Raw genomic sequence first — 11,529 nt, 5'->3', positions numbered from 1 at the left:
TGCTGACTTCTCGCTCCGTGGTCCCACGTCGCCCTTTCAGGCACAAGGCGAGATCTCCCCGGGTAAGAACGCACTCCTTCTCTGCACAACCGCCAGATCTACGCCGCTTCGTCTTGATCACGAGAGCTTCGCGGTCCTTTGCCCGCTCGCCCTGCTCGGCAGCGCCTTCTATCCGGTTCTTGTCCATCGGCTCGCAGATTACGATCCACGCTTCCTTCCCACGCTCGGTCACCCTCACGCAGTTGCGCTTCACTTCGTTCGCTGTGATCAACTTACGGCGGGACTTGCACCCGCAGGAGTGCGCCCGTGCCGGGCGCACAAAGACTACGTCGCTGCGGAGACCCACAGCGACGCAGTCACCATTGATTCGGTGAGGAAAAGTCTGAGTTCGTCACCCCGGCGAAGGCCGGGGTCCAGTCCGCGACTGATCTCCGATACTGGATGCCGGCCTGCGCCGGCATGACGAGGTTTATATGCCTCATCATGCCGAAGCAATCGGGAAACGGGGCAATCGCCCCGGCTGACGAGTTACTTCTTCAGGATGTCCTTGCCGAACCACTTGGTCGAAATGGTCGCCGCGGTGCCGTCGGCCTTCATGTCGTCGAGCGCCTTGTCGATCTTGCCCATCAGCTCGGTGTCGTCCTTGCGCACGCCGACGCCGAAGTCCTCGGTACCGAAGTTTTCTTCCAGCACGCGGTACTCGCCCGGCTTTTTGGCCACGTAGTAGCGACCGACGATTTCGTCGACGACGATCGCATCGAGGCGGCCGGCGGAAAGATCCATCAGCGCGGTCACGTTATCGGAGAACTTCTTCAGCTCTTTCAGTCCCTTGGCGGTTTCGGCGTCCTTGTTCACCGCATCCACGGCGCTGCTGCCGTCCTGCACGCCGACAACCTTGTCCTTCAGTTCGGCCTTGGTGTTGATTGCCGACTTCTCCGGCACCACGATGATCTGGCGGTTCTCCAGATAGGGCTTGGTGAACAGGATGTTGGCCTTGCGCTCTTCGGTAATCGTCAGGCCGTTCCACAGCACGTCGATGCGCTTGCCGTTGAGTTCGGCCTCCTTGGCGCTCCAGTCGATCGGCTTGAAGGTCACCTCGACGCCGAGGCGCTTGCCGGCTTCCCGGGCCAGATCGATGTCGAAGCCGACGATTTCGTTCTTCTCGTCGCGGAAGCCCATCGGCGGAAAGTGGTCGTCGAGACCGATCACGATGGCAGCCGCCGCGGCCGGCGCCGGAGCGGGCGCGGCAGCCGGTGCGGGTTCTTCCTTCTTGCCGCAGGCGATCAGGAACGTCGAGGCCACGAGAGCTGCCAGCAGAAGCGAAACGCGTTTTTTCATTTTATTCATCCAGTTGAGAGAGTCGGGGAAATCAAACGTTCTCCGCTGCCGGCTCGCGCGGCAGCAGGAGGTTGAGCAGCACGGCGAGCACGCCGCACAGGCTGATGCCCTGCAGCGAGAAGCTGCCGATAGTGACACCGAGACCGCCGATGCCGGTGACCAGCGTAACCGAGACGATACACAGGTTGCGCGCGCTGGCGAGATCAACGCGACCGTCCATGATCGTCTTCAGGCCGATACCGGCGATCGAGCCGAACAGCAGCATCATGATGCCGCCCATGACCGGCATCGGGATCGTCTGCAGGAAGGCGCCGAACTTGCCGACGAAGGCCATCAGGATGGCGAACACCGCCGCCCAGGTCATCACCACCGGGTTGAAGTTCTTGGTCAGCATCACCGCGCCGGTCACCTCGCCGTAGGTCGTCACCGGCGGGCCACCGAACAGGCCGGCGATGTTGACTGCGAGGCCGTCGCCCAACAGCGTGCGATGCAGGCCGGGCGACTCGGTGAAGTCCTTGCCGGTCACCGAACCGATCGCCAGGATGCCGCCGACGTGCTCGACGATCGGCGCGATCGCGACCGGGATCATGAACAGGATCGCCGCCAGGTTGAACTCCGGTTTACCGAACTCGGGGATCGCCAGCCAGGCGGCCTGCGTCACCTTGGAGAAATCGACAATACCGAGGAACAGCGAGTAGGCATAGCCGACGGCCACGCCGACGAGGATCGGCACCAGCTTGAGCAGCCGCCGGGCGCGGATCGCCGTGAGCATCGTCGCCAGCAGCGAGATGGCCGCCACCGACAGTGCCGTGCCGTAGGGCATGATCTGCTGGTCGCCGGCCTTGCCCGTCGCCATGCTGACCGCCACCTGCGCGAGGCCGAGGCCGATCACCATCACCACCGGCCCGATCACCACCGGCGGCAGCAGGCGATGGATGAAGCCGACGCCGCGCCATTTGACGAGGCCGGCGGCGACGTAATAGAAGAAGCTCGCCGAGGCCAGCGCCCCGAAGGTCGCCGGCATGCCCCACGTCTGCACCGAATAGATGACCGGCGCGATGAAGGCAAAGCTGGAACCGAGGTAGATCGGCACTTCCCGACGCGTACAGATCTGGAAGACCAGCGTGCCGATGCCGGCGCCGAGCAGCGCGAGGCTGGGATTGAGGCCGGTGAGCAGCGGCACCAGCACGGTCGCTCCGAAGGCGACGAAGAGGATTTGCGCTCCGGCCAGCGCGGTCCGCCAGGTCGGGTCTTTGGCCGGTGCCATGGCCAGGGTCGTTGGAGTCGTCATCGCTTCACGCGTCCTTTTATGATTTCGTCCCGAAAATCTTGTCACCGGCATCGCCCAGCCCGGGAATGATGTAGCCGACCTCGTTGAGGTGGCTATCGACCGCCGCGGTGTAGACATCCACGTCCGGATGCGCTGCTTCCAGCTTCTTGATGCCTTCCGGCGCCGCGACCAGCACAATTGCCCGGACATGCTTGCACCCATTGCGCTTCAACATGTCGATGGTGGCGATCAGCGAACCGGCGGTGGCCAGCATCGGGTCGATGATCAGGCTCATGCGCTCGTCGAGCTTGCCGACGAAGCGCTCGAAGTACGGCTCGGGCATCAGCGTTTCGTGATTGCGGGCAATGCCCACCACACTGACCTTGGCGCTCGGAATCAGGTCGAGCACGCCGTCGAGCATGCCCAGTCCGGCACGCAGGATCGGCACCACCGTCACCTTCTTGCCCTTGATCTGCTGGATGCTGACCGGCCCGGCCCAGCCCTGGATCGTGCAGTCCTCCAGTTCGAAATCCCGGCACGCCTCGTAGGTCAGCAACCGCGCCAGTTCCGCCGTCAGCTCGCGGAATTTCTTGGTGCTGATGTCGACCTCGCGAAGAAGCCCGATTTTGTGCTTAACGAGCGGATGAGTGACTTCGATGACCGGCATGGCGTTCTCCAGAGGGGTTTGTTGAAGGGGTTCAGGCAAACCGCGCAAGGTTAGCGGAAACGGCGGCGAAGTGCATCATCTGCGCGTGATTTTTCACGCTGGTCACATCACGATCCGACGAATACGGCGGAAAAACAGCCGATCGAGCCGTCTTTTCTGAAAGGCTATGTTTCGAGATATTCTTTCCTCTCTTTCATCACACGCCGCCAAATGGCCGGCAGAAGAATCCGGAACATGGCACTTCGACGCGGGGAAAAACTGGGGTGGCTCGGCGGCTGGGCCGGCAGCTTTCTCTGGGTGCCGCCGATCGCCGTAGCCTTTCTGCTGCGCGGGCAACGGCTGGCCGGTTCGGTCGGGCTGCTGCTGGCCGCGCTGGGTTACGGAGCCGCCATGGCATTTTCGCCGTGGCGCCATCCCGCCACGCGCTACTGGCAACTGATGCTCGCGCCTTATGCTGCGCTCATTGCTACCGTTCCCTGGGCCATCTGGGGGTTTGCCCGCAATCCGAGGGATTGGCCTGGTGGAACCTCATGCCGCTGCTGGCCGTACTGTCACCGCTGCTGACGATCGGCGCGCGGCGCTGGCACGACGGCGAGCGCGCAACGGAGCCGACCGACAAGCGTTGACCGCGCACGCCAAAAGACTATTTGCGCCCGGTCTTCCTGCCCTTGCGAACACCTTGCGACGGCGCTTTCTTCGGAACGGTATCCAGCGGGTAACAGATCGCCGCCCGGTCATCGACGATCACCAGATGCCCGCCCGGCACCATTTTCCCGACCGCGCCCGCGATAGAAGGCGAGTCCATCGGAACCGGAGGGGCCGAGTTCTGCCACACCAGGACGTTGTTCGGCGCAAAGATCTGGTAGCAGGCGGCTGACGCCGCCGTTGATACGACAAACGAGGACAACATCAGGATCGTTTTCATTTTTACCCCCTCAAAAAACCCCTGACACAACCGGGGAAGGCACGCGAAACCGGGCTATCGTAGCCCAACTCGCCGGAACCGTACACGGCCTTTCCTCCCAATCGTCATTCCCGTGCACGGATTTTTGCCGATCGGCTGACCGTGTGCGACGATTCCTTCTTTCTTTGCCATCAACAAGGAACACCATGCGCTATGTTCTCCCTCCTACCGCCCCCACCGGCATTCCGGTGGCGGGTACTGATGCGCTTTTCCCTGTCCGCCGCGTCTATTGCGTCGGTCAGAACTACGCTCTGCACGCGAAGGAAATGGGTGGCGACGGCCGCCAGCCGCCGTTCTTCTTCAGCAAGCCGGCCGACGCGCTGGTTGCCGGCGGCGGCCGGATCGCCTATCCGCCGAAGACCGGCAACCTGCAGCACGAGGTCGAACTTGTCGTGGCGTTGTCCGAAGGCGGCGCTGACATCCCGGTGGGAAAGGCGCTGACACACGTCTTCGGCTACGCGGTCGGGATCGATCTGACGCGACGCGACCTGCAGGCGGCGGCGAAGGAGAAAGGGCGCCCGTGGGACATGGCCAAGGGCTTCGACCAGAGCGGCCCGGTCAGTGCGATCGTTCCGGCGACGACTTGCGGCCACCCCGAGAAGGGCCGCATCTGGCTATCCGTCAATGATGTACTGAAGCAGGAAGGCGATCTCGCGGAGATGACCTGGAACGTCGCCGAGATCATCGCCAACCTGTCGACCTACGTCGAACTCGCGGCCGGTGACCTGATCTTCACCGGGACGCCGGCCGGAGTATCGACGGTCGTGCGCGGCGACACGCTGACCTGCTGCATCGACGGACTAGGTGAATTGCGCCTCGTGCTCGCGTGATGCTCGAACTCCGGTAAATCAGACCCTCAGCTTTTGCTGAACACAACGCGTTGCCGAAAATAGCCGGCACCTTCGCGGCGCGTGGACGTCGTAGCAGCCACGACCAGGTCGCCGCCGCGCAGCATGTCCCATTGGTCGCTGTCGGTCATCAATGGGAAAGGAGCGCCGTTGGCGGCCTTCCAGACCTTGCGATCCCAAGCATTGAGGCCGTCACCACTCCGGATTCTTTCCCTTGCCGATGCCTTCATCGACTCGCTCACGTTCGGGGGGCGCAGCCGGCCGATTCCGTCCAGTTGCGATTGCACGAGCGCCTTGACGCGCTTGATCTCCTGCTCCTTGTCGTATTTCGTCACTGGCCCGGCGAGATAGAACCCTGCGTGTGAGTCATGTACGTAGTTGTCGAGGAACGTCACGACATCAGCTTCAACCGGCGAGCGCAGATCTTCAAGCAACAGCTTTTCACGTTCACTCAGGCGCGGGCCGACACGCGGATCGTTGTGTCCCGCCACGGTTTCGCGGGTTTCCAGCGCGATGCGCTCGCGCTGGAAGTCCTGATTACCCCCCTTCAGATCCTGCCTGTCCTGCGCGTTGGCTGCCTGCATCGACTCCGTATCGCTCTTTGCGATGGCGGCCATGTAGCGCCGGTAATAGCGCATGTGCTGCTCAAGCATCGTTTCGACCCGTCCGGCCGGTACGTGCGAAATGTCGAGGTAACGGTTGAAATCCTTGCACAGCGCATCGTCGATGTCGAAATCGCGCCGCGTCGCGGGCTTCATCTTGTCGAGCGCGACCAGCAGCACCCCCGCCCCGCGCGCGGCATCGTACATCTGGCGCAGCGGCAGTTGCGACATCAATGAGGCCGTTCCACGCCGCGAGCGGCCCTGTTCGCCGGGGCCGTAGCCGCCACCGATGCTCGAGTGCGCGCCGGGATATACGAATTCGGCGACGTTGCCGGGATACGCCTTGCCATCTCGCCCGGTGTTCAGCGGGAACGATGCCCGGATCTCGTGCGAAGCCACCAGATGCAGGCAGCGCTCCACCTGCGGCGGCACACGCATCATACCGTCCACCCAGTCGAAATGCCCGTCGACGGGCAGCGGGAAGGAGTCGGCCAGACCGACCGAAGCGACCGTGTCGAAAATTCCGAGAAAATCGATGCGCAGAGGAATCCCGGCCAGCGAGAGACTTCCACCCGATTGCTCGCACATTTCCACCGCCCGTTGCAGCAGGCCCGTGCCTCGGCCGCCCCACGCGAAAAGCCGAACACCGACACCGTGATCGACGTCACCGTCGGCTTGCGCCCCGCGAGCCGACCCTTGAGTTCCGCCGCCTTGTTCCGGAACCATGTCTGACGTCCCTCGTTGAACAGGCTCCAGGCGTCCTTGAGTTGGGAATAGCTGTTGATGGCGTCTTGAACTTGATAGTTCTGGATCATCATCGTTTTCGTCGCGGCCCGATGTACCGAGTTCAGCACCTGAATCAGCCCCCAGTGAATGCGTGCCGCGCCACCCTTGGCGTAGGCTTTGCCTTCCTTGCTTTCGGTCATTTCGCCGATTTCTGGGAAACGTGTACCGACACCGGGGATGTAGTGGCGGAAATAGCCGATATTGGGGGGGCCGGATAAGCATCGTACAAGCGGACGATATTCGAATGGCAATTCTCCGGCCGGTCGCGCTTCTCGTTGTTGTTGGTACCGTCAAAGAAAAGTCCGATGCGGGCAGGCACTGTGCACGAGGGGGCGCCGGCCGGTGCTATGCCCTTGGCGACCATGGCCGCCTGTTGTTTTGCACTAAGCTTGCCGTTGGTTGGGCGCGGTGGATTCTGGCCACTCACTTTTATTCCTTTGCCGCTTCGGATTCCAATGTCTTGACTGATTCGCCGAGACGAGGCGTGGGATGATCCGGATGCTCTGGGGCGAGCATGCTAACGACAATCTGCACACTGTCGTCCAGCAGAAAATGAACCCATGCGTTTCCAATGTCCTTTGGCGGATACGGCAAGATCGTTGCCGTTGTTTCCTTCCAGTTATCCTTGTCCTCAGTGTGGTTCCAGCGCACCCGGGCCGTCAGACCGGGGCGGTACTGGCGTGGCAGGACGAGGCAGGACGAGGCAGGACGAGGCAGGACGAGGCAGCAACTCGTGGCACCGCCACCGCCGCCTTCCGTAATGTCCGGGAGGTTGCTGCCATACGAATCGTCGATATAGAAGCCGGCGATGTAGGTCCTGGTATGGTTGATCCCGGTGATGCCAACGGCGACGCCTTCATTCGCCTTGTCCTCGGCCGACTCGCAGGCGGTGGGGGAGCAGGCTCTCGGAAGACAGGCCGGAATCAGGAGAAAAACGTACCCGGAGAAGACGCTGGTGCTGGGTGAAGAGGGAAATGCCGGCGGAGGCGAGGTCGCTCAGGGGCGCGGAAAGGTCGGCAAGGAATTCATCAAGGCGCACTGCGGCGGCTTCCAGCAGTCGTGTCATGGTTTTACACGGGGTCCTGTCTCAAGAAAAACAACGGACCCGGCGGCTGGTAATTCACTTAAGGAAGAGCTGATTGATTGCTGATTCGTCATTCCGGCGAATGCCGGAATCCAGTAAGTTCAGCGAACTGGGCCCCGGCTTTCGCCGGGGCGACGAATTCCTCCGCATTTACTTAGTTCCGTGCGGTATTTTTTTCAACACGTGCGACACTCTTTGCCGGCTTGGCAGTCTTCTTTGTCAGTTCGAGTTCCTCGAACTTGATTTCGGCCGCATGTTTTTTCGGTGTGGTCGTGCTGAATTTGATCACGACATTGGACGGTGCCACCCCTTGGGCGATCAGTTCATCGCGCGTAACGACGGCACGGGCAACGGCGGAGTCCATGGAGTTTCTGATCTGCCGCCGGTCACAAAAACCGGTCACGGTGATTTTTCCTGACTCTTTTGCCTTTTCACCGATCTCGGCAATGATTTCCTTACTCTTTTCGTCGAGAACCACGCTCATCTTCTCGAAGCTGATTATCGTGGGATTAATGAGCACCACGGGAGGTTTAGGAGGTAGCTGGGGCTGTGCCGGCTTTGTCTCCGGCTGAGTCTGTACTGTCCCCTCCGCCTGTTTCTCCGGTTCATCAGACGTGGGCTGATTGTTGGCGCAGCCGACAAGCGCGAGAAGTCCGATAGCGGCAAGCCATCCCTTGGTTACGGTTTTTGATGCCATTTTGCTGATTCCTGTTCTTCCGATCGAATAAATGCCGGACAAAGAAGACACGCGACGAAAAACATCGCGTGCCGGGTGTTTCCGGGAATAGTGTCCGGATCAGGCGATGGTCTTGTTCGCCGTGAGATCCCAGCCTGCGCTGACGTTACCGCCTGCGGAACCATCAGCACGCTTCTGCTGCGTGTAGGTCCACTTGATCTTGCCGTATGAAAGCGACACAGCCTCGACCGGAAAACCGGAATCGGCGGTGCTTGCACCACTGTCGGAAACGCTGGACACCAGCACCTGTTCCAGCTTGATTTCCATGTACTTAACCTTGTCGCCACCAGCACGACAGAACTCGACCGTCACTTCCTTGATGTGCTTGCCGGTACAGCAGGCTTCGAGGAGCTTCGGCGTGGCCTTGTCGAACAGATGGGTGAAATTGAAAGAACCGTGATTGACGCGCTCTGCCGTGGCACCGCCAACCGAGCTGGCGGTACTGGAGGCCGGCTGTTCGATCTGGTGATCGAACCCGAGAACCTCGATCCACTCCTTATGTTTCTCATCCGAGGATTCGCCAGGGATGCCGTCGATCTTGATAAATACGTCAAATGCCATTTACATCTCTCCTAGTAATGCTTACCTACAAAAAAGACCCGCGCTGGCCAGTGTAAAAGCTACGAATCTTCGTAGTTTTTTTCTATCGCCTGTAACCGCTCGGGAATCCGACCGAAGAACTGTTTCGACGCTTCATGGCCGCATCTACCGGGATTACCCAGCAGTCCGACAAAATCACAAAAACAACAAACCTCGTCGTGCCAACTCTCGGTATTACTTGCCGCCGCTGGGCGCTGAACTCAAAGCCCTAACGATGCGCTCTCAAAATCGGCACGCATTCCCAGAGCGGCCGACTTCATGCAAATCAAGTAGTGCTGACTCTCGGGAGTCTTGAAATACCGCACAACAGCCAGCCGCACCTGTTTACTTGCCCATTTGACAGGATTCGAAAAGTCCCAAGGTCTCGGCACCAAGTGCATCGCCGTCGTACATTTCCCGCTTTTTACGATTAGCTTCCCGAGATGCCCGTATATCGCGTAGTTGATATCCCAGTGCTTCGCAACCGGGCCGTAAAATTTCTCAAGAATCAATCTGACTTCATCGGCCTCTTCTTGGCTTATCGGATCCATGCTTTTCCCTTCACTTGATAACTATCGTTGACAGAATGGATTCGAACTCGACGCGATCGATATTTCTGAACATTCCACTCAATACAACGTCTGGCTTGTCAATGCGAATCAGATAGAACTGATGGCGATTTTCTTTGCCGAAGGCAAACAGCTCCCCTGTGCCAGGAAACACTGCATGTAGCCGATAGTCCTGCAACTCAAGTTGATAGCCCTTCAAATACTGGCAACCGATAGCGTCTTTCGCTTTGAAAATCGAAAGAAAGAACGAGGCTGGCTGAACCCCCTTTTTGTGTACCGATAGAGACTCGGACGTTTCATAGCCCAATACCGCGCTTATGCCCTTCGGATGCCCGCCAAATCCGATACTTCCATTCGGCAGAGAACCGATCTTTGAAAAGTCGGAAGGAATACGCACTTCGGCAATCGGCTGCATCGCTATTGCAAGATCCCCAGGGCCAGGATCAACACTTGTACCTGCTCTCACGAGTTCCTCGAATTTGGGAGCTTCACAAAAGCTGGATGCAGCGGAAAAACAGGGAAAAAATGCAAACGTCAATACGATGAAGCGACAATACATACTCTCTCCGAGAATAGAAGAACGCCGAACCTACTCGTTATCGTGAAACGGGTTTCGGCAATTCCGCGACCAGGCGCAGCGATATCGTCAGCTCGTCCAGCTGGAAATGCGGCCTCAGGAACGCAGCGGCGCGATAGACGCCCGGCTTGCCGCGAACCTCGACGACATCGACGCGTGCTTCACGCAGCGGGTACTTGGATTTGGCTTCCTGCGACGCGGAGTCATCAAGCAGGACATACTGCGCGAGCCATGTATTAAGGAAGTCCTGCACGTTCTCGCGCGAAGCGAAGCTGCCGATCTTGTCGCGCATGATGGCTTTCATGTAGTGCGCGATACGCGATGCGGCGAAGATGTAGGGCAACTGCGTCGACAACCGGGCGTTGGCGTTGGCGGCATCGGTGTTGTAGGTCTTGGCCTTTTGCACCGACTGCCCGCCAAAGAACGCCGCGTAATCGGTGTTCTTGCAATGGACGAGCGAGATGAAGCCGAGATCGGAGAGGAGTTTTTCGTTCCGATCGGTGATGGCGATCTCCGTCGGACACTTGAGCGCAATTTCACCGTCGTCCGTGCCGAAAGTGTGGGTGGGAAGCCCTTCGACCAGCCCCCCGCCCTCGACACCACGGATCGCCGCCAGCCACCCGAATTTGGCGAAGGCATCGGTCAAACGCGCAGCGAAGGCATAGGCGGCGTTGCTCCAGAGATATTTGGAGTGATCCGTACCATCAACGTCTTCCTCGAAGTTGAAATCATCGATGGGCACAGTATCGCGCCCCCATGGCAGGCGCCCGAGCACGCGCGGCAGAACGATTCCAACGTAGCGCGAATCTTCGGACTCGCGGAACGACTTCCACTTGGCGTACTCGACGGTATCGAAGATCTTGGAGAGATCCCGTGGCTTGCCGATATCCTCGAAGCTCTCGAGGCCGAAGAGCCCCGGCGCGGCCGAGGTTATCAGGGGTGCATGCGCCGACGCGGCGACATGGGACAGCTCGTCGAGCAGGTAGAAGTCTTCCGGATGCCGCGAAAACTCGTAGTCACCCACCAGTCCGGCATAAGGCGCTCCACCGAAGGTGCCGTACTCTTCTTCGTAGATCTTCTTGAACAGCGCCGTCTGATCGAATTCCGACGATGACCTGAAGTCCTTGATCAGATCCTTCTTGCTCGCGTTCAGCACCCGGATCTTGAGCGTCGGGCTCGTCTCCGACTGCATGACGAGATACTTCAACCCCCGCCAGGACGCCTCGAGCTTCTGGAATTCCGGGTGATGCATGATGGCATTCAGCTGTTCGGAAAGCAGTTGATCCAGCTGGGCGATGCGCACGTCAAGGCTGGTAACGAGATCATTGGAAACGGTCACGCTACCGGCCAGGACCTCATCCACCAGTGCCGAGATCTGCTCCCGGGCGCTGGACTGCTCACTCTCCGAAACGGCAACCTTGCTCTCGGCCACGATCCGGTCCAGCAGGCCGAGCCCTTCAACAGTTTCGGTCTGTTCCGTCTCAAGAACTTCCATTTCGCCACTCATCG

General features: G+C 59.8%; 16 protein-coding genes. 2 read left to right on the top strand and 14 right to left on the bottom strand.

What is annotated here, in order from left to right:
• The 4 genes from BO74_RS07715 to upp form a co-directional block, all read right to left on the bottom strand.
• On the bottom strand, positions 1-253 hold a 253-nt coding region (locus BO74_RS07715; RefSeq protein ID WP_496441282.1), incomplete at its 3' end, for a hypothetical protein.
• 275 nt (positions 254-528) lie between these two features.
• Positions 529-1,338 (bottom strand): amino acid ABC transporter substrate-binding protein, encoded by an 810-nt coding sequence (locus BO74_RS07710; RefSeq protein ID WP_496441281.1) that lies wholly within the window; start codon positions 1,336-1,338, stop codon positions 529-531.
• 31 nt (positions 1,339-1,369) lie between these two features.
• Entirely contained in the window at positions 1,370-2,629 is a 1,260-nt protein-coding gene (locus tag BO74_RS07705; RefSeq protein ID WP_496441280.1) for a uracil-xanthine permease family protein, read from the bottom strand.
• A 16-nt stretch (positions 2,630-2,645) separates the two neighbouring features.
• Positions 2,646-3,275 carry a uracil phosphoribosyltransferase gene (gene upp, locus BO74_RS07700; protein WP_496441279.1) on the bottom strand — a complete coding sequence of 210 codons (630 nt, stop codon included), beginning with the start codon at positions 3,273-3,275 and terminating at the stop codon, positions 2,646-2,648.
• Positions 3,276-3,509: 234 nt separating this feature from the next.
• On the opposite strand from upp, the gene BO74_RS07695 reads away from it, so the two are divergent.
• Positions 3,510-3,839 (top strand): hypothetical protein, encoded by a 330-nt coding sequence (locus tag BO74_RS07695; RefSeq protein ID WP_496441276.1) that lies wholly within the window; start codon positions 3,510-3,512, stop codon positions 3,837-3,839.
• 79 nt (positions 3,840-3,918) lie between these two features.
• Here the strand turns inward: BO74_RS07695 and BO74_RS07690 are convergent, their stop codons facing one another.
• Positions 3,919-4,200, bottom strand: coding sequence for a hypothetical protein (locus BO74_RS07690; RefSeq protein WP_496441274.1), 282 nt, complete (start codon positions 4,198-4,200; stop codon positions 3,919-3,921).
• A 185-nt stretch (positions 4,201-4,385) separates the two neighbouring features.
• On the opposite strand from BO74_RS07690, the gene BO74_RS07685 reads away from it, so the two are divergent.
• A complete protein-coding gene (locus tag BO74_RS07685) occupies positions 4,386-5,069 on the top strand; it encodes a fumarylacetoacetate hydrolase family protein (RefSeq protein WP_496441272.1) in 684 nt (227 codons plus the stop codon).
• 26 nt (positions 5,070-5,095) lie between these two features.
• Here the strand turns inward: BO74_RS07685 and BO74_RS07680 are convergent, their stop codons facing one another.
• The 9 genes from BO74_RS07680 to tssC form a co-directional block, all read right to left on the bottom strand.
• A complete protein-coding gene (locus BO74_RS07680) occupies positions 5,096-6,184 on the bottom strand; it encodes a phospholipase effector Tle1 domain-containing protein (protein ID WP_496441287.1) in 1,089 nt (362 codons plus the stop codon).
• The gene (locus BO74_RS07675; RefSeq protein ID WP_496441270.1) at positions 6,127-6,615 is read right to left on the bottom strand and encodes a hypothetical protein; all 489 of its coding nucleotides are present in this window, start codon (positions 6,613-6,615) and stop codon (positions 6,127-6,129) included. Before BO74_RS07675 ends, BO74_RS07680 begins: the two co-directional genes overlap by 58 nt.
• A 289-nt stretch (positions 6,616-6,904) precedes the next feature.
• On the bottom strand, positions 6,905-7,306 hold the full coding sequence (locus tag BO74_RS07670; RefSeq protein ID WP_496441286.1) for a DUF3304 domain-containing protein: 402 nt from the start codon (positions 7,304-7,306) through the stop codon (positions 6,905-6,907).
• 25 nt (positions 7,307-7,331) lie between these two features.
• A complete protein-coding gene (locus BO74_RS07665) occupies positions 7,332-7,541 on the bottom strand; it encodes a hypothetical protein (RefSeq protein WP_496441268.1) in 210 nt (69 codons plus the stop codon).
• A 172-nt stretch (positions 7,542-7,713) separates the two neighbouring features.
• Positions 7,714-8,256, bottom strand: a complete 543-nt coding sequence (locus BO74_RS07660) for an OmpA family protein (RefSeq protein WP_496441266.1) — start codon at positions 8,254-8,256, stop codon at positions 7,714-7,716.
• 99 nt (positions 8,257-8,355) lie between these two features.
• Positions 8,356-8,856 carry an Hcp family type VI secretion system effector gene (locus BO74_RS07655; protein ID WP_496441264.1) on the bottom strand — a complete coding sequence of 167 codons (501 nt, stop codon included), beginning with the start codon at positions 8,854-8,856 and terminating at the stop codon, positions 8,356-8,358.
• Positions 8,857-9,095: 239 nt separating this feature from the next.
• On the bottom strand, positions 9,096-9,425 hold the full coding sequence (locus BO74_RS07650) for a hypothetical protein (RefSeq protein WP_496441262.1): 330 nt from the start codon (positions 9,423-9,425) through the stop codon (positions 9,096-9,098).
• A gap of 10 nt (positions 9,426-9,435) precedes the next feature.
• Positions 9,436-10,002, bottom strand: a complete 567-nt coding sequence (locus BO74_RS07645; RefSeq protein ID WP_496441260.1) for a hypothetical protein — start codon at positions 10,000-10,002, stop codon at positions 9,436-9,438.
• A gap of 37 nt (positions 10,003-10,039) precedes the next feature.
• The gene (gene tssC / locus BO74_RS07640; RefSeq protein ID WP_496441258.1) at positions 10,040-11,527 is read right to left on the bottom strand and encodes a type VI secretion system contractile sheath large subunit; all 1,488 of its coding nucleotides are present in this window, start codon (positions 11,525-11,527) and stop codon (positions 10,040-10,042) included.
• Positions 11,528-11,529 lie beyond the last annotated feature (2 nt).

It is taken from the genome of Propionivibrio pelophilus DSM 12018 (assembly GCF_059569095.1).
This window is presented reverse-complemented; position numbering and strand designations above follow the sequence as displayed.

Excerpts from the sequence above, each read along its gene's own strand:
- BO74_RS07645 (WP_496441260.1), bottom strand. The coding sequence starts at position 10,002 with ATGTATTGTCGCTTCATCGTATTGACGTTTGCATTTTTTCCCTGTTTT.
- tssC (WP_496441258.1), bottom strand. The coding sequence starts at position 11,527 with ATGAGTGGCGAAATGGAAGTTCTTGAGACGGAACAGACCGAAACTGTT.
- BO74_RS07695 (WP_496441276.1), top strand. The coding sequence starts at position 3,510 with ATGGCACTTCGACGCGGGGAAAAACTGGGGTGGCTCGGCGGCTGGGCC.
- BO74_RS07705 (WP_496441280.1), bottom strand. The coding sequence starts at position 2,629 with ATGACGACTCCAACGACCCTGGCCATGGCACCGGCCAAAGACCCGACC.
- BO74_RS07690 (WP_496441274.1), bottom strand. The coding sequence starts at position 4,200 with ATGAAAACGATCCTGATGTTGTCCTCGTTTGTCGTATCAACGGCGGCG.
- BO74_RS07655 (WP_496441264.1), bottom strand. The coding sequence starts at position 8,856 with ATGGCATTTGACGTATTTATCAAGATCGACGGCATCCCTGGCGAATCC.
- BO74_RS07685 (WP_496441272.1), top strand. The coding sequence starts at position 4,386 with ATGCGCTATGTTCTCCCTCCTACCGCCCCCACCGGCATTCCGGTGGCG.
- BO74_RS07710 (WP_496441281.1), bottom strand. The coding sequence starts at position 1,338 with ATGAAAAAACGCGTTTCGCTTCTGCTGGCAGCTCTCGTGGCCTCGACG.
- BO74_RS07650 (WP_496441262.1), bottom strand. The coding sequence starts at position 9,425 with ATGGATCCGATAAGCCAAGAAGAGGCCGATGAAGTCAGATTGATTCTT.
- BO74_RS07665 (WP_496441268.1), bottom strand. The coding sequence starts at position 7,541 with ATGACACGACTGCTGGAAGCCGCCGCAGTGCGCCTTGATGAATTCCTT.
- upp (WP_496441279.1), bottom strand. The coding sequence starts at position 3,275 with ATGCCGGTCATCGAAGTCACTCATCCGCTCGTTAAGCACAAAATCGGG.
- BO74_RS07660 (WP_496441266.1), bottom strand. The coding sequence starts at position 8,256 with ATGGCATCAAAAACCGTAACCAAGGGATGGCTTGCCGCTATCGGACTT.
- BO74_RS07675 (WP_496441270.1), bottom strand. The coding sequence starts at position 6,615 with ATGACCGAAAGCAAGGAAGGCAAAGCCTACGCCAAGGGTGGCGCGGCA.